The organism is Nocardia jiangxiensis NBRC 101359, from assembly GCF_000308615.1.
GTDB lineage: Bacteria > Actinomycetota > Actinomycetes > Mycobacteriales > Mycobacteriaceae > Nocardia > Nocardia jiangxiensis.
Genome location: NZ_BAGB01000174.1, coordinates 142,958 through 164,890 on the forward strand (window position 1 = coordinate 142,958; position 21,933 = coordinate 164,890).

The following is a 21,933-nucleotide window of genomic DNA, read 5'->3' on the forward strand; positions in this document are numbered from 1 at the left end:
ACGACCCGCACGGGTCTGCATCGGTTAGGAGAATGCCATGGCTCTCGAGGTTACTCCAGAACATCTCTCGGTCATCAGTGGGCAGCTCGGCATCACCCAGGCCGACGTCCTGCAGACCATTGCCGAGGCCGCGCCGCTCGCTGTTCCGTTCGCTCCGGGCGCCGACATCGTGAGTGCGCTGTTGCCGCCCGCGGCCTTCGAACATGCCGGCACGTTCTTTCCGGCGGCACTGCACGGAATCGGCTGCGGTGCGGAGGCATCCGCGGTGCTGCCCGTGATCGGTGCGGATTATTTGATTGCCGATCTGCTGGGGGGCGGATCGGTTTTCGGTCAATCGACTTTCGTCGAATAATCGACGACCCCTCGTGCGAAAGCTGATGTCATGCTGCTGCCATTCGATTCCCTCGTGCTGGCCGCACATGCGATCATCGATCCGGTGCTCATAGGTCCCGGCACATTCTCCACGGTTCTCACCGCCGAATCCTATGCGGCCATCGCCGCACAATTGCACGCCGCGGCGGCCGGCACCGACGGCTCGATGACCCAGATGGGCGAGACCTGGCGGGGACCTTCATCCGATACCGCGCAGGCGGGTTTTCGGGAGCATTCGGCATGGTTGCGTGCGCAGGGTGACGTGGCTGCCGCGACAGCCACCCAGTTGCACGCCGTCGCGACGGCGTACACCGCGGCACAGCAGGAGATGCTGGCGGTGAGCGTGTGGCTCGCCGAATTCGAGGTTCGGCAGGCGGCTTTGGAGGCGGCCAGTGTGGCCTGCAATCCGGTCCTGCCGTTGGCATGCGCGATGGATACCGAGATCTTCCTGATCATCGGAACCGCCCTCGGTGTCATGGGCGGTTATGCCGCAACGATGGGTCCGATTCTGGCCTCGTTCCCGGAACCGGTGCTCGCGCAGCCGATCGTCGCGAGTCCGGGCGGTCCGGTGATGCCGACCGCGATGTCGGTCGACTATCTGACCTCGGGCGGCTCGCGCGGGCTCGGAACATCGCTGGTCTCCTCGCTGTCGCGTACCTCGTCCCCGAGCCTCGGCTCGGGCAGCACATCCGGGCCGGACGGCCACGAGATGCCTTCCGGCACTACGCAATCGACGGATCCGACGAGTCCGGATTCGCCGGCCGCCGAACAGGCGGCGCAGAATGTCGACCCCTCGGTCTCCGGTTCCGATTCGGGGACGAACGGATCCGACAACGCGGTGACCGAACACCGGGACCTGTCCGGGACGTCGCAGAACTCGGCCACGCCCACGTCGGCGATGTACGCGGGACGCGGCAGCACGGTCGCCCTCGGGTTGACCCGCGGCGGATTGGGGTCGATGTCGGGAGCCTCGACCGGGTACCGGATGCCCTCGAACTGGCGGTCGGGCATGGGCGCCAAGGCATTCGGCGCCTCGTCGGCCGAAGCGCCGGAGGCGCCGTTGGCCCGCGCGGCGCCGCGCGGGGCGATCGCCCCCGAGGGGCGCATGCGCCGTCGCCGCGACGAGGACGAGACCAGGGCGTCGAAGGTCTACACGCCGGGCGAACCGCAGGACGTCCCCGTCCTGGAGTACGCACCGGTCGTCGGCGTCATCGAATACACAGATGAGGGCGGGTCCGATGAGTGATCGCCACGGCGGTCGCGGTGGGCGGCGTTTTCGACAGGACCGCCGTACTGCATCGCCGCACCTCGAACAAGCTTCCGCGGTGATTCGGCCGGGGTTGACAGTAAGTCCGCGAAAGGAATGAGAAATGAGCAAACTTACTCTTGCGCATCCAGAGCATCTGGTCGCCGGCGCCAAGGCCACGGCAACCGCTCACGGAGAACTTCTCGGCCACATCAGTCAATTGCAGGCGAACCAGGGAGAGTGGCAGAACGCCCTGGGCGGGCAGACGGGTACGCAGACCCAGAGTGCCGTCCAGAATGCGATCGGGTCGGCCCAGCGGCTGGCCGACTACCTCGATCAGAATATTCTGACGCCGCTCCGGGATGCGCATGTAAAATTCGATCAGGCGGCACAGGATTCGGCGAATATGGTGGGTAAGGGCACTGCCTTCGCCGACGACAGCGCCAATAGCAGCTACACCGCCGGCAATACCAATTTCTCGAAGGTGGACACGAGTTTCTGACTCGTAGTCGATCATTCGGCAATATTTCTGATACGAAAGGTTTGTACATAAAATGTCTGCATCTGGCGGCGGCGTTGTAAGCGCCAAATACGACCTGGTCAACCAGGCATCGATTCATACCACGCACATCGCGGGTGGTATGAATCAGACCAACGGCGACCTCGGCAAAATGTGGGTGGCGTTGGTCCAGGGATTCCAGGGTCAGGGTTCGGACGCGGCCCAGCAGATTCTGGCCGAATTGAAGAAGCGGCTGGACGCCTACGAGAACGACCTGTCGGCGCTGAACAAGACGGTCGTGAAAGCGGTCGACTACATCCAGCACACCGACCACGCCGTCAGCGCCGGGTTCCTTTCGCACATCTGACGGTGATGCCCGGGAACACGACTACTGATGTCCGATAACGGAACGGCTGCACTGCCGTCGGCCATCGGCCAGCCGTCGAGCGAAGGAGTGAACGAAGAACCGGTCGCCCTCGACCTGAATGTCGATGCCGCCCTGTTGTTGAAACATCTGGTCGGCATCGACTCCTATCCACCGGTACTGGCACTGCTGCCGAGCAGCTACCACCTCGGTGGTCTGGACCCGGCGTACGAGGCGGTAGCCGAGCGGCTGGCCGAAGCGGGTGTGCTCATCGACAACACCGTTCACCCGCTGGTGGAGCACTGGTTGCAGTGTCTGTACCGGCCCGATGTCGAATTGGCTTCCCGCATCGTGGATTTCGGGCCGCAGGGCGAGCCGGGAGATATGTTGCGATTCTCCCTGGTGCGTTCGCAGGACACTCATGTGCTCGCGGTGCGCTGTGGCGACCATGTCGTCATCCAGCCAGTATTCCGACCGGACCGGCAGCTGGACACGGTCACCGCCGCTCTGTCCGCCGCGCTCGGCCCCTGCGAGGCGTTGCGGTTCGACCCGATCACGGCGCGGTCCGAGCAATTGGGTGAGGTGTTGTCCGACCCGGCCGAGTGGCGACGAGGTCTGGTCGAGCTGGGTGCCACAGCACATACCGCCGGTGTGCTCAGCCGGGTCTTCGGTGATGTGGTGCGGCGTGCGGAGGTGGTCGTGATCGAGCACCACGACGGCTCCACACCACAGCCCGGGGTGTGCCTGAGTGTGTTCGACACCGGATCCGGCCGGTTCGTCGTCTCACCGAGTGTGGCTTTGGACGGCGAGGTCTGGGCGACCTACACCCCGGGGTACGACACGGCCCTGCACGCGGGAATCGGGGCACTGATCGATATGTTGCCCGGCCGCAGCTGGTTCGAAACCAGCAGAACCGGCTGAAATGTTCTCGCTGGGTTCTTCGAGAGGATGAGGGAAATGAACCGAGCACCGAGTATGAACGGTCATTCGACCGAGTCCGTACGGGCTCGGGGCGGTTATGACGCCTTCTTCGCGCCGGTCGACGAGCAGGCTCAGCCGGCGCGGAAGGAGATCGCGGCCGCCGAAGGGACGAGCGCCTCGGCCTCGGTGGCGCCCCCGACCGGTGGCACGCCGGATTTCTCCGCGGGTCGGCCCGAAGTTCCCGCACCGCCGCGAGAACCGGATCGCAGCGCACAGTTCGAAGGTTCCGGATCGGTGACCGCCACACCGACGCCGCGGCCCGCCGCGACGTCGTCGGCCGATGACCGGTACCAGAACCAGACGTGGTCGGCGCAGGAGCCGACGCCGGCCAACACCGCACCACCCGCGGCAGCCCCGCCCGCGCAAGCCGCCACGGCCGCACCACGATTCGACGCCGCCGCCGGAAACTCCGCAGCGGCATGGCAATCCGCGAAAATCCCCGAAACCTCCAGGGCCGCAGAGCAGCCCGACGCGGCCCCGCCGACGGCCCGGGTGCCCGACCGCGTCAATTACGACACCGCCGCGCGTGTCGAGGTGCTGCCTGCCGCGCTGACCTCAGTGGATCTCCTGGCCGACATCGCCGCCGCCCGGCGCGCCCAGTTGAAGTCCCAGAGTGGTATGCGTGGCGCGCTGAACAAGGTCGGCTTCAATCTGGGATTGTCTCCGGCCGAACAGCGCACCGAGAATCGCCGCGGCCGCATCCGCCGTCAGCTCACCTCGACCTATCAGATCGCGGTGATCAGCGTGAAGGGTGGTGTGGGCCGGACCACCGTGAGCGCCGCCCTCGGTTCCACCTTCGCCAGCTTGCGGCCGGACCGTGTGGTCGGCATCGATGCGAACCCGGATTTCGGGGATCTGCCGACCCGCACCTGCCGCCATCCGTACGGCCTGACCCTGCGCGACCTGGCGCAGGCGAGGAATCTGGACGCCTTCTCCGCGGTGCACTCGTTCACCTCGATCAACAATTCCGATCTGGCGGTGATCGCGTCGCCGTGGAACACCGAGGCCACCGAAGCGTTGTCGGGACAGGAGTACACGACGGCGGTCGAGGTGCTGCGGCGGCATTACAATCTCCTGATCGTCGATTGTGGGACGGGCGTGCTGGATTCGGTGACCAACGCGGTGCTGCGAACCAGTGACGCGGTCGTGGTCGTCACCCCGGCCACCGTCGGCGGGGTGAAGGGTGCGGTCGCGACCCTCAATTGGCTGAATTCACATGGGCTGCACCAGCTGATCGCCAAATCGATCATCGCGATCGTGCGCCACCATGCGGCCCGGCCGACGGTCGAGGTCGACGAGATCGAGAAGCTGTTCGCCTCGGCACAGCGGCCTACCCGCCTGGTGCCCTACGACGAGCATCTGGCAGAGGGCGGCGAAATCGATCTGCGATTGCTCGAGAGCGATACCGCGCTGGCGTTCGAGGAACTGGCCGCCGCGGTGGCGGACGGATTCCCCAGCTACCCGGCGGCCTCGGGTGACCGCGGAGGGTGGCGATGAGCACAGCCTATGCACCGGCTCCGGCGCAGGCGCAGGCCTCCGCGGAGGTCGCGCGGGCTCGTATCGCGATCATGGTGGCCAGCTACCAGGTCGATGTGGTCGTACCGACCAAGTTCACGATCGAGACCTACATCGATGACCTGCTCGATGTGCTGGCAAGTTCGATCGACGACGACACGGTCGACTTCACCCCGCCGAGCGGGCAGTGGAGCCTGGCTCGTCCGGGCGAACCGCCGATGCCACGCTGGCGCAGCCTCGCCGATCACGACATCGTCGACGGCGCCGTGCTGATGCTGTCGGTGGTCGAAACGGCGGAGATGTTCACCCCGGTGGTCGAGGACATCACCGATGCGCTGGCTCGGATCAACGAACGCGAATTCGCCGAGTTCGACGCCGAGACCGCCAAGATCGCCGGTTTGACCGTCCTGGTGGCCGGCTCGGTCGCGACGGCGGCGATGTTGTCGCTGTCGTGGTCGCGGTCGGGGTCCCTCGGGTGGTGTGGCCTGCCGGCCCTGCTGCTCGGCGCGGTCTGCTGGGCGGCGGCGCTGATCACAGGGCGGCGGCACGCCGCACCGGCGCTGTGCCTGGGACTGTCGCTGACCGCGTTGCCGCTGCTGTTCGCCGGTGGTGCGATGCTGGTGCCGTCGGCGTACGAGCGGCCCGGTGGGTTCGCCGCGGCCAATGTGGCCGCCGGAGCGGCCGTGGCCGCCGTCGCCGCGGCCACGATGATGCGGCTGACACGCCGGGGCATCGCCACGTTGATGACGGTCACGGTGCTCGGTGCGATGGTGACCGTCCTCGCGTTCCCGTTGGCCTATGTCGATATTTCGGTGGGACAGGTGGCCGGCGGCGCCGCCTTCGTCGGACTGGTCGGGCTCACCATGGCCCCGCGGCTGGCGGTGGCAGCCGCCCGCATCCGGCCGCCCGACCTGCCGGACCCCGGCAACGAGGTCGCGCCCGCGACCCTCGCCGACATCTTCGACACCGAATCGGCTCGCGAGATGGACCAGGGCCACGATCCGGCCGATGATCCCGAATTCCGTTACCAGCACAGCGAATCCGGCATCGAAGGCCGGGCCCGGCTGGCCGTGACCAGCTTGCGCGGATTGATTGCCGCGATGTCGGTGCTGCTGCCGACCGCCGCGGTGCTGTCGGCCGCGGCGAGCCCGGGGGGCATCCGGGAGATCGTGCTGGCCGCGGCCGTCGCCGGGATCCTGGTGCTCAGGGCCCGGTGGCATCCGGACCGGGTCCAGGCGCTCTCGCTGCTGGCCGCTGCTGTCGCGACGGTGGCGGGTGTGGGCTTCGTCCTGATGGGAGCGTATGACAGCGCGCCGGCCCGGCTCCTGGTCGCCGTGGTGGTCATTCTCGCGGCGGGCACCGGATGCCTGGCGGCGATGAAACTGCCGGACAAGCGACTCTCTCCGGTCACTCGTCGCGTCGTCGACCTGATCGAGTACACGTTCATCCTGATCATCCCGATAATCGCCTTCTGGATCATGGGTGTCTACACCGCGATGCGGGCGATCTGATGCGACTTACCATTCCCGCGGCCATGCTGGCGGCGTTGGTGATGGCCTGTGCCGCGGCCCCGGCGGCGGCGCTGGATCCGCCCGTGGTGGTGGCCGGTCCGACACCTCCCGACGGTGCGCCCGGACCCGAACTGCCGACCAAACAGGACAAGGGTTGCCTGGCGACCGGTGTCCTGCGCGACAGCGATCTGACACAGGTGCCGCCGCCGGATCGAGCGCTGGATCTGCGGCGTGCGCGAGCGCTGAGCCGTGGTGCCGGTGTCTCGGTCGCCATCGTCGACACCGGGGTTTCGCCGAGTCCGCGGCTGCCGAACCTGACCGGTGGCGGCGACTACATCGCCGCCGGCGGCGACGGCCTGTCCGACTGTGACGCGCACGGCACGCTGATCGCCGGAATCATCGGTGGCGCAGCGGATTCCGGGGACGGCTTCGCCGGTGTCGCACCGGATGCCAAACTCATCTCCATCAGATACCACTCCGGCGCGTTCCGGGCCGACCTGCCCGCGAGTTCCGACCCGAACCAGCAGGTGAACCTCGATGTCCGGGCTCTGGCCCGCGCCATCACGCATGCGGCGAATCTGGGGGCCGGCGTGATCACGGTGGCCCTGCCGGTCTGCATGGCTGCCGATGCCCACGTCGATCAGTCGATAGTGTCCGCTGCCATCGCCTACGCCGTGCACGTCCGGGGCGCGCTGATCGTGGCCGGCGCCGGCGACACCGGCAGTTCGGGCTGTGAGCAGAATCCGCCCATCGATCCGGGTCGGCCCGCCGACTCCCGGAACTGGGCGGCGGTGAAGACGATATCCACGCCGGGCTGGTTCGCGCCTGATGTGCTGGCCGTCGGATTCACCAACGCCAACGGTGCGGCGATGACGGATTCGCTTGGGGGACCGTGGGTTTCGGTCGCCGCACCCGGCGCCGGAATCGAGTCGCTCGGCCCGGGGGGCGGTGGGGTGATCAACGGTGTCGGCGAGCCGGACAAGCTGGTAGCGGTCGGTGGTGCTTCGTTCGCCGCGGCCTACGTCAGCGGGGTCGCTGCGCTGCTGCGGTCGCGTTTCCCGAACGAGACGCCGAGCGAGATCGCCTCGCGGTTGACCGCTTCGGCGCATTCGCCCGCCGGTGGCGTCGACAACACGGTCGGGGCCGGTGTCATCGATCCGCTGGCCGCTTTGAGTTATCGCACGCCGCCCAAGCCGCCGGTCGGGCTGTTCCGGTGGTCGTCGCTGACCATGCCCGAACCGCCGCGCCCCAGGGATTACCGGCCGGCCGCGGTGGCGACGATCGTCGTGGTGGTCGCCGTCCTGCTGGGACTGGGCGCGAGTTATGCGAATTCCGTGATCGGGAGACGGCGGTGAGTATTCGAGTCGGCAGTCTCGATCGTGGACCGGTTGCCGCAGTGGTGATCGGCGGCAGCTTCGTGCTGGTCGGGATGTGGGGTCGGCTGCCCTGGTGGATCGGCCCCTCGGTGGTTTCGGTCCTACTGGTCTCCGCGATCGTCCGAGTGAACGGGCGCAGTGCGGTCCGGTGGTCGCTCGACTGGGCCGGGTATCGGGTCGGTCGGACCGCTCGTGCCCGGCTCCGCGCCAGGCCGCTGTCCGTGCGGGATGTGACGATAGCCGCCGGGGACTGCGGTATCCACGAGGCGGGCTCGATACTGGTCGCGATGATCCAGTTGGCGCCGAATCTGGACCTGCCCACGGTGATCGGCGAGAACACGCTGTACACCGAGGACACCGTGCCGGTCGACGCGTTGTTGCCGATGCTCGACCAGTACGGCATCGACATCGACATCGACATCGTGACGACCGCGCAGCGGGTCAGATCGGCCAGCAGTTACAGCATGCTGTACGACCAGTTGATCGGCTCGCATCCGGTGGTGGGAAATCGGCAGACCTGGCTGGTGGTCCGCCTGGACCAGGAACGCAATCTCGAGGTTCTGGCCCGGCGCGGGCCGGTCGAGGAGTCGGCGCCCAAGGCACTGGCCACCGCGGCACATCGGATCGCCGCCCGCCTACGCGAACGCGGGACGGCCGCCCACGCGCTACCGGCGGAAGCCCTGGGCGAGGCGATCAGGTTGCTGCACGCGGGAGTCGAACTGTCGGACCTGCGCGAGAAATGGGGCCACCTGGAGTCCTCGGTGCCGGGGCGGAGCGTATCCAGTTTCCTCATCGACTGGACCCGGCTGGACGGCGCGGGTCTCGACGATTGTTGGACCTGGAACCGGGGCCGGACCACCCTGGTGGTGAGCCTGACCGGTGGCGCTCTCGGATCGCGCGGTCTGGTGCGCTACGTCGGGCCCGCTCTGAGCACCTCGCCGCCGGGCTATCTGCGTTCGCTGGGCGGGTGGCAGTCCGTGGCACTGCTCGCGACGCTCCCCACCGGAACCTCGATCCGGGATGTGCCGCGCGACGATTCGGGCAACGACCTCGCATCCGACGAACTGCTCGCCGAACTGCCCATCGCGATCGGTCCCAACGGGCAGATCCTGGGGGCCATCAGCGGGCAACCACAGCACACCCTGGCGCTGCCGCTGTTCGATCCGGCACGCTACAATCCGCAGCGCCGAACCATCGATGTTCACGCGAATCTTCCTGTGGCACAACAGATCGTGCTGCGGGCGATGGTGGTCGGGGCGGATGTGGAGGTACATTCGACCCGTCCGCAACGCTGGTCGCAGCTGGTGTCGGTGGTCGGTGATTCCACGTCGCTGAGGTTGGCGCAGGATCCCGACGGCGCGGAACCGGGACCCGCCGTGTCGCCCGCCACGATCGCCGTATTCGACCAGATGCCTCCGAGGGTGTCGGCTGCGCACACCACTGTCACCATCAGTGAGCCCGGCGCACCGCACCGCCGCACGGCGGATCTGGCGATCGATCAGGTCACTGCGACCTCGGTCGATGTCAGCATCCCGATGCGGACCGTGCGGGTGGATTTGATCGAGCCGCGCGGCGAAACCCGGTATTTCGAATCTTCATCCGCGATACCTGAAGTGTCGGGTCCGGGCACCGCACTCGAGGTATCTACAACAGTTCCACTGCCCGACAACCCTCGTGTGCGGTGATTGGAGGCGACGGTAGTGTTTATCAATGTGGCTGATTCTCAGACGACCGACGAAGATTTGCTCGAGCAGGACAGTGCAGAAGTGTTGAGTCCGAGGCAGGTGGCAGCGACAATCTTCTCCAGTCGGCTGTCGGATTTGATTGCCGAATCGGTCGTTTCGACGGAGGACGGATTGACCCGGTCGCTGACGCTCTACACCTTGGCGCAGCATCTCGAGTTGGCCTATCCGGATGTTCCGGTATCGCAATCGGGCCTGTACCGGCTCATACACGGTGAGGCGATTCCGCGGCTCGATCTGATTATCGCCTTGGCGCGGGTATTCGACGTGCCGCCCGAATACTTTGTCACACCGGACAAGAACTCCTGACCGCCGCGGCCGCATATTCTCCTGGGTGGGAATAGTGGTCGATCGGCGGAACGTGGTGTCGTGGATATCATCTGAGGATGTCCGAATCGGACCCGGGAGACATTTTCATTCGCCGTCGTGGTGCGGTTCTGGAGGCTCTGCTTTCCGATCCTGCCCTGGGGCAATCCGGCGCTGACCCTTCGGCGGGCGCATCGTCCGTCACTGGTTCGGCGATCAGTGCGCCGACGATCATCCGTGAAGGCGCCGAAGAGTCGGCGGCAGGTGATCCGGTCGGAGTCGAGCCCGATTCCGATCTCGGATACGCGGCGCCGAGTCCACGGCGCACCGGCGGTGCTCCGAAGGCCAGCGATCGCATCATGGCGTTGCTGAACGGCGAGTCGTCGGATCCCTCCTCGGGCCTGGAATTCTCCTCGGACCCGGGGCAATCGGCCGCGAACAGATTCACCGCACCGACGGAGGCGGCGAGCAAGCCGGAAGCGCCTCCCACGGTCAATGGTGGTGCAACCCAGGCTTCCTCCGCGTCCCAGTCGCCCTCCGCCGCCAAGTTCGGCCGCGATCTGGTGGTCCAGCTGCGCAAACCCAGGGTGGCTCTCATCGTGGGCGCGGTGGTGGTCGTGTTGCTGGTTCTGCTGCTCGTCACGACCGGCGGCAACGACAAGAAGACGAATCAGCTCGCGGTCATCACGCCGGTGGCGGCGGCGCCGACCTCCTCGGCTGCCCCGACGACGACGGAGGCGGCGTCCTCCACCATCCAGGTGAAATCGGCACGGGCACACTGCCCGTCGGGCAGTACCGATGCGATGGACGCCTTCGGTGGCCAGTCGGGAAAGGCATGGTCGTGTGTGCGGGCCTACAAGGTCGACGGGCAGGTCCTGACCATCGACCTCGGTAAGGCCTACGAGGTGGACTCGATCGGCATCGACCCCGGCTGGGACGGCGTCGGTGCGGACGGCGCGGATCAATGGACCAAGTACCGCACGGTCAGCCGCGTCTCGTATCAGTTCAACGATTCCAACCTGACCACCTACACCCAGGAGACTCTCGACGAGCGCAGCCTCGTGGTCACGAAGCTCTCACCGCCGGTTCGAGCGTCGAAGGTCACGCTGACGATCCTGGAGTCGAAGGGCGACCCCTCAGCCAACACCACCGCCATCTCCTCGATTGTGATCACCGGAAATTGAGCATTTCGCACCTGGTCTGCCAATACTGTTCGCACCATAACGCCGGTGCGGATTCGCGCTGCGCGCACTGCGGTGCACCGCTGTCCGGCGCAGGGGTGGCCGAGGCCGGGCATTCGATGCTGACCGGAGCGGGTCGGGGTGCTTCGGCCGTCGAACATGCGGTCGTGGGCACCGCGAAAGCCGTGGCCGACACCGGGGCAACTGCGGAGGCGGCGACGGTCGCGAGCGGCCTGCAACGCTTGCTCAGCACGCTGCTGCCGAAGGTGACCTGGCAGGTCGCCGCGGTGGCTCTCGCGCTGATGGGGATTCTCGCCACTGTGCTCATCAGGTCGTGTTCGGGTGGCCTGCCGTCGATGCCCGGGATGGACCCGCTGAACACGCTGCCCCAATCGGTGCGGTCGGCCGCATCGTGCCCGCAATCCGGAGGCGACAACTGTGTGATCGCCGGCACCGATCTACTCCTGTCGGGAGGTCTCACCAGCGGGCGAGCCCTGCCGTTGTCCGTGCAGGTCGACAGCCCTGATCAGTTGGCCGACACCGTGCGCCGCTGGCGTGCGGCGGACCCCACGGTCCTGGTCGACGGCCCGGTTTTCGTCGCCATCGGCCCGTCGACCACCGCGTGGTACGCCGACCTCCGTACCGGGTTGCACATCGAAACGGGCACCTTCGCCAGCCGGGACGCTGCCCGAACCTTCCTGGTGCGGGCCGGGCTGATTCGGTGATGCGGCCCGGGTTACGCAAACCCCGTTCCCAGTTCTGGGGATAAATCCGCGAAGTGTTATGGCACACTACTTTATGTACCGTTAGTTAGCGGCATATAAGTCGCGACGACGAGTCTCGTAACCGAGGGAAGGCCCGGTCCGATGGCGGCAATCACCCAGCAGACGATTCCACTGAAGCGGTTCCGTGACGCTCCGACCGATCTGGAGGCGGTGTACTTCCGTTGGATTCAGCGCGGCGCCGCGGCACCGACGATCACCGATCGCGCCGAGCGGATCTTCCGCACTCATCTCGAGCTCGCGGTGGTGCGCAGGCCGGGCCTCGTGATCACCCGTGTCTACCGGCCCGACGACGGCAGCGGGCTCGGGCCTGCGATCCAGGTCGTCAACGACGACATGCCGTTGCTGGTCGATACGGTGACCTCGGCGCTGCGCCAGCTGGGCGTCGCGGTCGCCGAGGTCGTTCACCCCGTATTCGACGTTGCCCGGGACACCGTGGGCAGGCTGCAGTCGGTGGTGCCGCGCGAGTCGGCCGGTCGGCCCGACCGGCCCGGGGGGAGCGGCCGGGTGGCCTCCGAGTCCTGGATCCACGTACAGCTGGACCCCTCGGTCGACCCCGAACTGCTCGATCGCGTCGAACGAGTGCTCACACCGCTGCTGGCCGAACTGCGGCGGGTGAACGACGACTCCACCCGCATGGTGAGCACCATGAGCGCGCTGGCCGACCGCCTGGATCGGATGGTGCGCGTGGCCGGCGACACCGAGATCGACGAGAGTTCGCGGCTGTTGCGTTGGCTGGCCGACGGTCACTTCACGGTGATGGGCTACGGCTACTACCCGGTTGCCCGGACCGATCCGGCGACCGATGCCGAGTTCGGCCAGGCGACCGGAACCGGGCTCGGTGTGCTGCGCAACGGCCTCGGTGTGCTCGGCGCCGGTTCGGTCGGTGCGGCCGCCGGCGGTTCGGTGCTGCAGCTGGCCAACGGTTCCATCGAATCGGTGCTGCCGGGCGCGGCGGACCTCTGCTTCATCAGTGTTGCGGACCCGGGTCGGGAAAATCCGGTCGCCGAGGTGCCGGAGACGATGCCGGGTCAGCACGTGTTCGTCGGAACCTTCACCGTGACCGGATTGCATGAGGACATCCTCGACATCCCGGTGATTTCGCAACGGATCCACAAGGTCATCGAGTGGGCCGGGCTCGACCTGAACTCCTTCTCCGGGCAGGCGATGCTCGAGGTGCTACAGACCTTCCCCCGCGTGGAGCTGTTCTCCACCGAGGCGCGGCGGCTGTTCGAAACCGTATCCTCGGTGATGAATCTGGGGTTGCGCCGCCAGGTGCGACTGTTCCTTCGCCGGGACAACCGCAGCAGGGCCGTCTACTGCCTGGTCTACCTGCCGCGAGACCGGTATTCCACCGAGGTCCGACTCGCCATGCAGGATGTGCTGGCGGCCGAATTCGCCAGCACGCAGATCACCTATTCGGCGCGCGTCACCGAATCGGACTTGGCCGTAGCCTATTTCACGGTGCACCGGGACCAAGCGATCGAGCCGGTCGACCTCTCCGAAGCCAACCGCGACCGGATCCAGGAACTCCTGTTCGAGACCACGCGCACCTGGTCCGACCGCCTCGTCGCCGCGGCCGCGAGCGCTCCGGCGATCACCACGGCCGTCGCTCAGCGGTATGCGGATGCGTTCCCGACGAGCTACCAGCAGGAATACGAACCTGATCGGGCACTCGCCGATCTGCGGCGGCTGGCGGCTCTGGCCGATGGCGGGGTCGAGTCGAATCTGTACCGCGACCCCGAATCCCCTTCGGGGGAGTGGCGTTTCACGCTGTTCGTCGCCGGCGCCGAGGTCTCGTTGAGCCGGGTGCTGCCGCTGCTGCACAGCCTCGGCATGGAAGTGGTCGACGAACGGCCGTACCGGATCGAACTGCCCGGCAAGGCGGCTCGATGGATCTACGATTTCGGGCTGCGCGTGCCGGCGACGCTGTTGCGCGGCGCGGTCGACCAGGACCTGGAATCCGAACTCGCCCGGTCCTCGATGCTCGATACGCGCCCGGAAAATGGTGTGCGGCAACGCTTCTCCGATGCCGTCGCCGCGATGTGGCTCGGTCGTGCGGAGGTGGACGGCCTCAACGAACTCATCTTGCGGGCCGGACTGCACTGGCGTCAGATCGCCGTGCTGCGCGCCTACGCGAAATACCTGCAGCAGGCCGGTTTCGCTTACACCCTGGGCAATATCACCCGAGTCCTGTCCACACATCCCGCGGCTGCGCGGTGGTTCACCGAGTTGTTCGACGCCTACTTCGATCCCGATGGCGTCCCCGCGGTGGCGTCCGCACGCGCGGCGGCGGTATCCGGGCGGCTGCAAGCCGACATCGATGCCGTGGTCAGCCTGGACACCGACCGGATCCTGCGGGCGTTCCTCGGACTGATCACGGCGACTCTGCGCACCAACTACTACCGTCGCGACGACGCCGGGGAGCCCCGGGAACATCTGTCGTTCAAGTTGGACCCACATGCGATCGCCGAGTTGCCCAGGCCCAGGCCGCAATTCGAGATCTTCGTGTACTCGCCGCGGGTGGAGGGCGTACACCTGCGGTTCGGTGCGGTGGCGCGTGGGGGCCTTCGGTGGTCCGATCGCCTGGAGGACTTCCGGACCGAGATCCTGGGGCTGGTCAAGGCGCAGGCGGTCAAGAATTCCGTGATCGTGCCGGTGGGTGCCAAGGGCGGATTCGTGGTCAAGCATCCCCCGGCCGCAACCGGTGACGCGGCGGCGGACCGGCAGGCGATGCAGGCCGAGGGCGTGGCCTGCTACCGGACATTCATTTCCGGCCTGCTGGATCTGACCGACAACGTGGATCGCGTGTCGCGTGCGGTGGTGCCGCCCGAGCGGGTGATACGCCGCGACGGCGACGACACGTATCTCGTTGTGGCCGCGGACAAGGGCACCGCGAGCTTCTCCGATATCGCCAACGAGGTCGCGTTGGCGTACGGCTTCTGGCTCGGTGACGCATTCGCCTCGGGCGGGTCCGTGGGCTACGACCACAAGGCGATGGGGATCACGGCCAAGGGCGCCTGGGAGAGTGTGAAGCGGCACTTCGCCGAGCTGGACATCGATACACAGGCACAGGATTTCACCGTGGTCGGTGTCGGAGACATGTCGGGTGACGTGTTCGGCAACGGGATGCTGCTGTCGCGGCACATTCGACTGGTCGCAGCCTTCGATCACCGGCACATCTTCCTGGATCCGAATCCGGATGCGTCGAGTTCGTTCGCCGAGCGGGCGCGGATGTTCGCGTTGCCGCGGTCGTCGTGGGCCGATTACGACACCGCGCTGATCAGCGCGGGCGGCGGCGTCTACGATCGGTCGGCCAAGGCCATCCCGATCACGCCGCAGGTGCATGCCGCTCTCGATCTCGCCCCGGGGGTGACCGCGCTGCCGCCGGCGGAGGTGATCAAGGCGATCCTGCTCGCCCAGGTCGATCTGCTGTGGAACGGCGGAATCGGCACCTATGTGAAGGCGTCGACCGAATCCCACGGCGATGTCGGCGACAAGGCCAACGATCCGGTGCGCGTCGAGGCGAATCGCCTGCGGGCCAGGGTGATCGGCGAGGGCGGCAACCTGGGCCTGACTCCGCTGGGCCGCATCGAATTCTGCCGCAACGGCGGCAAGTGCAACACCGACGCACTGGACAATTCCGCGGGTGTGGACTGCTCGGACCACGAGGTCAACATCAAGGTTCTGCTGGACGGCCTGGTGACCGGCGGTGAACTGCCCGCGGCCGACCGTGACCGGCTGCTGGCCTCGATGACCGACGAGGTCTCCGAACTCGTTCTGCGGGACAACATCTCGCAGAACTTCTGCATGGGCCTGTCCCGGGGCGATGCGCGCTCGATGCTGGAGGTGCATCGCAGACTGATCGCCGATCTCGAGGCCCGGCACGGCCTGGACCGGGCGCTCGAGGCATTGCCCTCGGATGCCGAACTCAGCGAGCGGGCAGCGCTCGGCGAAGGGCTCAGCTCACCCGAGATCGCGAATCTGCTCGCGCACGTGAAGCTCTCGATCAAGCAGGAACTGCTGGCAGGTGATCTGCCGGACAGCGCGGCCTTCGCCGCCCGGCTCCCGGGCTACTTCCCGGAGCCGCTGAGCGAACGGTTCGGCCCCGCGATCCGCAGGCATCCGCTGCGCCGGGAGATCGTCGCCACCACGGTGGTCAACGAGATGATCGACTACGGCGGTATCACTTTCGCCTTCCGGCTGGCCGAGGAGGCCGGAGCCGACGCCGCGGACGCGGTGCGCGCGTTCACCGCGGCGGTGGAGATCTTCGATCTGCATTCGCTGTGGGAGCGCATTCGCACCACGCCGATGCCGGCCGCGGTCCGCGACGAACTGGAACTGGAAACCGAGCGCACGCTCGATCGCGCCTGCCGCTGGCTGCTGGCCAATCGCCCGCAGCCGATCGCGATCGGCGCCGATATCGCGAGGTATCGGGAGGGGGTGCGGACGCTGTCGGTGCCCGCCTGGCAGCCCGGTCCGCTCGCGGCCGATCTGCTGCGGCGCTCGCGCGGGCCGATCGATCGCGGCGCACCGCGCGACCTGGCCGAGGAGGTGTACCTGCTGATCCACCGGTTCTCGCTGCTGGACGTACTCGACATCGCCGATATCACCCAGCGTGACGCGCAGGAGGTCGTGGCGCTCTACTTCGCTCTGGACGACCGTTTCGAGATCCAGCGCCTGCTCACCGAGGTAGCCGGTCTGGATCGCGGCGACCGCTGGCGCACACTGGCCCGGCTGGCCGTGCGCGACGATCTGTACGGTTCACTGCGCTCGCTCACGATCGACGTCCTGACCATCACCGAACCCGCCGAGAGCGCCACGGAGAAGATCGCCTACTGGGAGTCCACCAACCGCCCCCGCCTGGCCCGCGCCCGGTCGGCGCTGACGGACATCTTCGCAAGCGACAGCAAGGATCTCGCGACCCTGTCCGTCGCCGCCCGCCAGTTCCGCGGTCTGGTCGGCACCGGTGAGGCAGGCCCGGCGATCATCGACTGACCGACGCGGCGTCACCGACCGGGTCGCGCCCTGTGGGAGCCGCCCGGTCGGCTGTGCCGCCCGGGTGGCCCGGTCGGCTGTGCCGCGTGGCGTGGTCGCCGACGATGTCTGGTTGGTCGAGTCCACGGCACGACTTCCGAGCGCCCGCGCTGTTCGATCCCGTCGGCAGCGTTCGCGGGGAGTGACGACGCCACGGGCGTGGGCGATGTCCGCGCTCGTCGGTGTTGTGGCCCGGCCGTCAGCGTCCGGTGGCCACACCGCAGGAGCTACAGAATTTGGCTGTTGCGGCCAGCTCGTGTCCGCAGGCCGTGCAGTGGTGTGGCTCAGGAGATTTCAGGTGTTCGCCGCAGTTGGCGCAGAATCGCCCGCCGGCCGGGTTGGGGGTGCTGCAGGCCGGGCAGATGGGCATGGCGGCGGGTTGGGCCGGTGCCGGAGCCGGATGTGCGGTCGTGTGCGGCGCAATTGCGTTGAGGCCCAAGGCCGCACCGAGAAATCCCGCGCCGCCGCCCCCACCCTGGGCGAGTCCGTGGCCCGCGTCCAGCGCCAATTCGCCTGCCGCGTAACGCTGGAAGTCGCCGGTGAGGCGGATGTAGGTCTTGTCCTTGGCCAGGCGCTTGAGCCGATCGGCGTCCTCGGGCGCGAGGGTGATGTCGAAGTTGCCCATTCGCGGTATGCGCAGACCGTATTCGTAGAGGGTGGTGTTGGTCTGGCGCAGCACCGCCGATTCGATGGCGTGCAGGTGCGCGGGCAGCCCCAGAACCGGCCATTCCTGGCCGGAAATCCCCTGTGTGATGGTCACTTTCATGGATTTCAGGAGCAGTTCCGAACACCAGTTCCGCACCGCCGCGGGATCGGTGAGATCGGTCGTTCCGGACAGTGAGGTGATCAGCTGCTCGGGTTCGCGCACCGACAGCGCGAATTCGCCGAAGGCCCGCAACGTCACCACCTGCTCACTGGCCGGGTCGACGATATCGGCCAGTCGCCCACCGAATTTGACGCCCGGAAACTCCCGGGTGGAGACGAAGTACAACTCGGCGCGATAGAAGTTGCCGCCGGTGACAGAGTCGACCAGCGCGCCCAGCACCGGCAGCTCGTCGGCGTCGACCCGGTGCCGTCCGGGGCCCATCGTGGCGACCACCTGGCCGGATTTGACGAACAACGCCATCTCGTCGGCGTTGACCAGCGCCCGGGAGTAGCGGCGGATGCTCACATCCGGCCACTTGTAGACCAGCTGGCTCTTGCGGGCCTCGGGGACGGCGATGAACTCCCTGTCGAACCACGCCACAGCACTACTCCCTCAGTGAATCAGACCGTACGACGCGCGAAAATAGCTCGCACACCCAGGATTACGGCCGGAACGACCGGAATCAGCAACAGCCACAACCAACTTCCCGACAGCACACTCACTCCGACCGCCCCCAGGACCACGATCGCCGACAGCGCGGCGACCGGAGCCAACGGGCGGGCGGGCGGTTCGGTCGAGGGTCTGGGCGCCTGGCCCGGCAGATCCGCGAGCAGACCGGCCAGCTCGACCCTGCTGGTGGCGGCTGCGGCGCGCGTGGTGAGTTCCTCGAACTCGACCGGGCTCAGCCGACCGACGCTCAGATGATGGGCGAGTTCATGCAGTGCGCGCTCACGATCAGCTGTGCTGAGTCGGGCGTACGGCATGTCATCCACACTGAGCAGAATAAGTCCGCGAACCGGGGCGGCTCGTCGGTCCGAATTACCACCAGCGGGAAGTCTCCCGCTGCTGCGGTGGCCCTAGAGTGCGGCTTCGAATGCGTCGGCGACGACGGAACGAACCAGCTCCATCGTTCCCGCACCGGATTCGCGGCGCACCGAGGTCATATCGACCTCGGGCAGGCCGCAGGCCACCGCCCACTGCCACGGCTCCAGGTCGCCGTCGACGTTGAGGGCGAAGCCGTGGCTGGTGACGCCGCGGCTCTGGCGCATGCCGATGGAGACGATCTTGCGGCCCGTCGCACTGGTCCACACTCCGGTCAGCAGTTCCGCGCCGGGCGGGGTGTCGCGGCGTTCGGCCTGGACGCCGAGCCGGCCCAGCGCCTCGATGAGGCGGAACTCCACCTCGCGGATGTAGTCCACCACCCCCTCGCCCGCGCCCAGCTTCACGATCAGGTACCCGACGAGCTGGCCGGGTCCGTGATAGGTCAACTGCCCGCCGCGCGTGGTCTCCACCACCGGAATGTGATGTGCCGGATCGGGCAGATGTTCGTGCGGAGTACGCCGCCCGACCGTGTACACCTGCGGATGGCTCAGCAGCCACAAGGTGTCCGGCCGCTCGTCCCGCTGCCGCTGCTCGACCAGCTCCGCCATCCGCGCCATGGCCTTGTCGTACTCGACGAGATCATCCTGAACGAGCGTCAACGGCCTGGACTTCATGGGGGCGAGTTTAATCGCCCGCATGTCGGGGCCGATCACGCAGCGGCCAGTTGCAGGATGAGCGTGACGGCGACGGGGAGCAGGTACAGCATGGGGTACGGGGTGGTTTTGTACGAGCGCGCGCGCAGCGTGGTCGCCACCGCGCCCAGGAAATACAGGATCAGCCCGATGGCCGCGGCGACGCCGAGAGCGGGCAGGAAGATCCCGACGATCAGGCCGAGCGCACCCGCCCCCTTGGCGAGAGCGAGCCAGTTCCACCAGGATTGCGGCACCCCGTAGTCCACCAGCGAGTCGACCACGAACGCCTTCCGCGCGAACAGCGAGTAGCTGGAGAACCCGACCCACAGAGCCGTGATGACAGCGACGACGTAATAGGCGATGCTCATTGGAATTCGTCTCCTTCCACGGGGTTCGAACCGTGTATGCCGGGTAGACGAAACAGGAATCCCGAGTGTGACAGGGTCGCCGAGATACGACGCGCGTCACCCTCCTCGGGGATGCGATCCACGCCATCAGCCCCGCCTCGGGGGCGGGGCGTGTACTGCGCTGCGCCATGCCGCCGGTCTGGCGCACGCACTGACCGACGCGGCCGACGGTGATCTGCACGCTGCCTTCGCGACTACGAACGACACATGTTCGACTACGGGTTCGCCGCAGTGCGGGAAGGAGCGGCCAATGGGGAGCGATTCCTGGGCCGGAAGCCTCTGCCGCTGCAGTAACTTGGAGCGGAACGGGGGAGCGCAGGGAGGGAAGAATCGACCCTGAGGGGGCCACGGCCCCGCCGGAGCGAAGCGGAGGCAGAAAATACCGTGACAACCAGTGCTGAGGTTCTGATCGATGGGTACGAGCGGGTGCGGGAGGTCGTGCACGAAGCGGTGGACGGGCTCGGGGCGGCGGCGCTGAGTTTCCGGGTCGATCCGGGCGCCAACTCCATCGCCTGGCTCGTCTGGCATCTGACCCGCGTGCAGGACGATCATGTGGCCGATGTGGCCGGCGTCGAGCAGGTCTGGACCGCGCAGAGCTGGTTCGACCGGTTCGCCCTGCCGATCGACCCGCGGGAGACGGGATACGGCGATTCCGCCGAGGATGTGGCGGCGATTCAGGCATCGGCCGAACTGCTCACCGGCTACTACGACGCGGTCCACGAGCAGACGTTGCGCTATGTGCGCGAGCTGACCGACGCGGATCTGTCCCGGGTGGTGGACACCCGATGGGATCCGCCGGTCACCCTCGGTGTGCGGCTGGTCAGCGTGATCTCCGACGATCTGCAACACGCCGGACAGGCCGCCTACCTGCGCGGGGTCATTGCGCGGACGAGTTAGGCAGCGCCTCGCGGGGGATGCCGAACCCGTTGGCGGAGGACGGGTTCGGCACCTTCTGCAGGAGTTCGCGGCCGTGCAGCCGCAATGCCGCGTCACCGCCGTCGTATGCCTGCTCCACGGCCGTGGGTTCCGGGGCTGGGTCGTCCTCCTCGGATTCGCGTTCGGCCGCCTGCGCCTGGCTGGTCTGCCCGCGATGCCTGCGCGTGTACACCCAGCTGCACAGGACCGCCAGGAAGATGATCGCGACGCCGATCAGCCCCGTGGTGACCTCGTCGATGGCGTGTCCGGTGGACCACAGCAGGATCACCGCCAGCGCGCCGATGGCCCAGTGCGCGCCGTGTTCGAGGTAGACGTAATCGGCCAGGCTGCCTTTGCGCACCAGGTAGACGGTGATCGAGCGGACGAACATCGCGCCGATGAGCCCCAGCCCGAGCGCGATGATGATCGGATCCGCGGTGATGGCGAACGCGCCGATCACGCCGTCGAAGGAGAACGACGCGTCCAGCACCTCCAGATACAGGAAGCCGAAGAAGGCCGCCCGCCCGGTGGCGACCACGGCACGGGACGGACCGGTGTGTTCGGTGTCGAACTGCGCCCCGAGACCGTCGACCAGCAGGTAGGTCACGATGCCCAGGACACCGGCGACCATCACCACGCTCGCCTCGCCGTCGGGCACGACCACACCCGCCACCGCCACCAGGACGATCAGGGAGAACACCACGGGGAACATCGCGAACCGGCCCAGCTGGGCCAGTGGGCGTTCGACCCAGGTCAACCAGGTGATCTCGCGCTTGGTGCAGACGAAGTTGAGGAACAGCATCAGCAGGAACATCCCGCCGAAGGTGGCGATCTTGGGATTGGCCTGGTTCAAGAGGGTTTCGTAGCTGGGCGTCCCGTCGGGGAAGTAGTGCGCACCGCCCGCGGGCGGGTGCAGCGCCAGATTCAGCGCCTGGATCGGATCGAGGTGCGCCCCGATCGCGACCACGACGAGCGGGAACAGCAACCGCATCCCGAAGACCGCGATCACCACGCCGACGGTCAGGAACATGCGTTGCCAGAACACGCTCATCCGTTGCAGCACACCGGCATTCACCACTGCGTTGTCGAACGAGAGGGATACCTCGAGGACGCCGAGCACCGCCGCGGCCACGAGAGCCTGCGGCCCACCGTAGATCAGCGCTGTAACGAGCGCTGCGATAGCGACGATGAACGACGGAGCGAACACTCGCAAAAACATGACGACGCGCCTTTCGTCAGCCCTGGCCTGAGCCCGCGGCGTGCTCATTCGATGGATCACGGCACCTGTGCGGCGATCGTTACCCTGACCACGATTGTGAC

19 protein-coding genes are annotated in these 21,933 nt (G+C 67.2%); 14 read left to right on the forward strand and 5 right to left on the reverse strand.

Features of this window, described 5'->3' with window-relative positions; genetic code table 11:
- Positions 1–37: 37 nt before the first annotated feature.
- From ON40_RS46900 to ON40_RS46960, 13 genes are all read left to right on the forward strand, one after another.
- Positions 38–352, forward strand: coding sequence for a hypothetical protein (locus ON40_RS46900; protein ID WP_040832503.1), 315 nt, complete (start codon positions 38–40; stop codon positions 350–352).
- Positions 353–382: 30 nt separating this feature from the next.
- On the forward strand, positions 383–1,618 hold the full coding sequence (locus ON40_RS46905; RefSeq protein ID WP_040832505.1) for a PPE domain-containing protein: 1,236 nt from the start codon (positions 383–385) through the stop codon (positions 1,616–1,618).
- A gap of 124 nt (positions 1,619–1,742) precedes the next feature.
- Positions 1,743–2,120 (forward strand): hypothetical protein, encoded by a 378-nt coding sequence (locus tag ON40_RS46910; RefSeq protein ID WP_040832506.1) that lies wholly within the window; start codon positions 1,743–1,745, stop codon positions 2,118–2,120.
- 52 nt (positions 2,121–2,172) lie between these two features.
- Complete coding sequence (locus ON40_RS46915; RefSeq protein WP_157186840.1) at positions 2,173–2,484, forward strand: hypothetical protein; 312 nt, start codon at positions 2,173–2,175, stop codon at positions 2,482–2,484.
- Between the two features lie 27 nt (positions 2,485–2,511).
- Positions 2,512–3,402: an ESX secretion-associated protein EspG gene (locus tag ON40_RS46920; RefSeq protein WP_245568300.1), complete on the forward strand. Its 891-nt coding sequence runs from the start codon at positions 2,512–2,514 to the stop codon at positions 3,400–3,402.
- Positions 3,403–3,438: 36 nt separating this feature from the next.
- Positions 3,439–4,959, forward strand: coding sequence for a CpaE/TadZ family protein (locus tag ON40_RS46925; protein WP_040832509.1), 1,521 nt, complete (start codon positions 3,439–3,441; stop codon positions 4,957–4,959).
- On the forward strand, positions 4,956–6,488 hold the full coding sequence (gene eccD, locus ON40_RS46930) for a type VII secretion integral membrane protein EccD (protein WP_040832676.1): 1,533 nt from the start codon (positions 4,956–4,958) through the stop codon (positions 6,486–6,488). Before ON40_RS46925 ends, eccD begins: the two co-directional genes overlap by 4 nt.
- Positions 6,488–7,843 carry a type VII secretion-associated serine protease mycosin gene (mycP, locus tag ON40_RS46935; protein WP_040832511.1) on the forward strand — a complete coding sequence of 452 codons (1,356 nt, stop codon included), beginning with the start codon at positions 6,488–6,490 and terminating at the stop codon, positions 7,841–7,843. The genes eccD and mycP overlap by 1 nt, the downstream gene beginning before the upstream one ends.
- A complete protein-coding gene (gene eccE / locus ON40_RS46940; protein WP_051194633.1) occupies positions 7,840–9,549 on the forward strand; it encodes a type VII secretion protein EccE in 1,710 nt (569 codons plus the stop codon). The genes mycP and eccE overlap by 4 nt, the downstream gene beginning before the upstream one ends.
- A 15-nt stretch (positions 9,550–9,564) precedes the next feature.
- A complete protein-coding gene (locus tag ON40_RS46945; RefSeq protein WP_051194670.1) occupies positions 9,565–9,915 on the forward strand; it encodes a helix-turn-helix domain-containing protein in 351 nt (116 codons plus the stop codon).
- A 77-nt stretch (positions 9,916–9,992) separates the two neighbouring features.
- On the forward strand, positions 9,993–11,096 hold the full coding sequence (locus ON40_RS46950) for a discoidin domain-containing protein (RefSeq protein ID WP_040832514.1): 1,104 nt from the start codon (positions 9,993–9,995) through the stop codon (positions 11,094–11,096).
- Positions 11,093–11,818, forward strand: coding sequence for a hypothetical protein (locus tag ON40_RS46955; protein ID WP_040832516.1), 726 nt, complete (start codon positions 11,093–11,095; stop codon positions 11,816–11,818). Before ON40_RS46950 ends, ON40_RS46955 begins: the two co-directional genes overlap by 4 nt.
- A 141-nt stretch (positions 11,819–11,959) precedes the next feature.
- Positions 11,960–16,873, forward strand: a complete 4,914-nt coding sequence (locus tag ON40_RS46960) for an NAD-glutamate dehydrogenase (protein ID WP_051194634.1) — start codon at positions 11,960–11,962, stop codon at positions 16,871–16,873.
- Positions 16,874–17,111: 238 nt separating this feature from the next.
- Here ON40_RS46960 and ON40_RS46965 read toward each other — a convergent pair whose 3' ends face one another.
- The 4 genes from ON40_RS46965 to ON40_RS46980 all read right to left on the reverse strand — a co-directional run bounded on the left by ON40_RS46965 (position 17,112) and on the right by ON40_RS46980 (position 19,659).
- The gene (locus ON40_RS46965; RefSeq protein ID WP_040832517.1) at positions 17,112–18,158 is read right to left on the reverse strand and encodes an SPFH domain-containing protein; all 1,047 of its coding nucleotides are present in this window, start codon (positions 18,156–18,158) and stop codon (positions 17,112–17,114) included.
- 20 nt (positions 18,159–18,178) lie between these two features.
- The gene (locus ON40_RS49065; RefSeq protein ID WP_157186841.1) at positions 18,179–18,541 is read right to left on the reverse strand and encodes a DUF1707 SHOCT-like domain-containing protein; all 363 of its coding nucleotides are present in this window, start codon (positions 18,539–18,541) and stop codon (positions 18,179–18,181) included.
- Positions 18,542–18,634: 93 nt separating this feature from the next.
- Positions 18,635–19,273, reverse strand: coding sequence for a lipoyl(octanoyl) transferase LipB (gene lipB / locus ON40_RS46975; protein ID WP_040832519.1), 639 nt, complete (start codon positions 19,271–19,273; stop codon positions 18,635–18,637).
- Positions 19,274–19,308: 35 nt separating this feature from the next.
- Positions 19,309–19,659 (reverse strand): DoxX family protein, encoded by a 351-nt coding sequence (locus ON40_RS46980; RefSeq protein WP_040832520.1) that lies wholly within the window; start codon positions 19,657–19,659, stop codon positions 19,309–19,311.
- 423 nt (positions 19,660–20,082) lie between these two features.
- On the opposite strand from ON40_RS46980, the gene ON40_RS46985 reads away from it, so the two are divergent.
- Positions 20,083–20,595, forward strand: a complete 513-nt coding sequence (locus ON40_RS46985; protein ID WP_040832521.1) for a mycothiol transferase — start codon at positions 20,083–20,085, stop codon at positions 20,593–20,595.
- Here the strand turns inward: ON40_RS46985 and ON40_RS46990 are convergent.
- Positions 20,576–21,832: a DUF475 domain-containing protein gene (locus ON40_RS46990; protein ID WP_083896465.1), complete on the reverse strand. Its 1,257-nt coding sequence runs from the start codon at positions 21,830–21,832 to the stop codon at positions 20,576–20,578. The genes ON40_RS46985 and ON40_RS46990 overlap by 20 nt on opposite strands.
- Positions 21,833–21,933: the final 101 nt, after the last annotated feature.

Excerpts from the sequence above, each read along its gene's own strand:
- ON40_RS46990 (WP_083896465.1), bottom strand. The coding sequence starts at position 21,832 with ATGTTTTTGCGAGTGTTCGCTCCGTCGTTCATCGTCGCTATCGCAGCG.
- ON40_RS46960 (WP_051194634.1), top strand. The coding sequence starts at position 11,960 with ATGGCGGCAATCACCCAGCAGACGATTCCACTGAAGCGGTTCCGTGAC.
- ON40_RS46950 (WP_040832514.1), top strand. The coding sequence starts at position 9,993 with ATGTCCGAATCGGACCCGGGAGACATTTTCATTCGCCGTCGTGGTGCG.
- mycP (WP_040832511.1), top strand. The coding sequence starts at position 6,488 with ATGCGACTTACCATTCCCGCGGCCATGCTGGCGGCGTTGGTGATGGCC.
- ON40_RS46920 (WP_245568300.1), top strand. The coding sequence starts at position 2,512 with ATGTCCGATAACGGAACGGCTGCACTGCCGTCGGCCATCGGCCAGCCG.
- ON40_RS46910 (WP_040832506.1), top strand. The coding sequence starts at position 1,743 with ATGAGCAAACTTACTCTTGCGCATCCAGAGCATCTGGTCGCCGGCGCC.
- ON40_RS46915 (WP_157186840.1), top strand. The coding sequence starts at position 2,173 with ATGTCTGCATCTGGCGGCGGCGTTGTAAGCGCCAAATACGACCTGGTC.
- ON40_RS46900 (WP_040832503.1), top strand. The coding sequence starts at position 38 with ATGGCTCTCGAGGTTACTCCAGAACATCTCTCGGTCATCAGTGGGCAG.
- eccD (WP_040832676.1), top strand. The coding sequence starts at position 4,956 with ATGAGCACAGCCTATGCACCGGCTCCGGCGCAGGCGCAGGCCTCCGCG.
- ON40_RS49065 (WP_157186841.1), bottom strand. The coding sequence starts at position 18,541 with ATGCCGTACGCCCGACTCAGCACAGCTGATCGTGAGCGCGCACTGCAT.
- ON40_RS46905 (WP_040832505.1), top strand. The coding sequence starts at position 383 with ATGCTGCTGCCATTCGATTCCCTCGTGCTGGCCGCACATGCGATCATC.
- ON40_RS46980 (WP_040832520.1), bottom strand. The coding sequence starts at position 19,659 with ATGAGCATCGCCTATTACGTCGTCGCTGTCATCACGGCTCTGTGGGTC.
- lipB (WP_040832519.1), bottom strand. The coding sequence starts at position 19,273 with ATGAAGTCCAGGCCGTTGACGCTCGTTCAGGATGATCTCGTCGAGTAC.
- ON40_RS46925 (WP_040832509.1), top strand. The coding sequence starts at position 3,439 with ATGAACCGAGCACCGAGTATGAACGGTCATTCGACCGAGTCCGTACGG.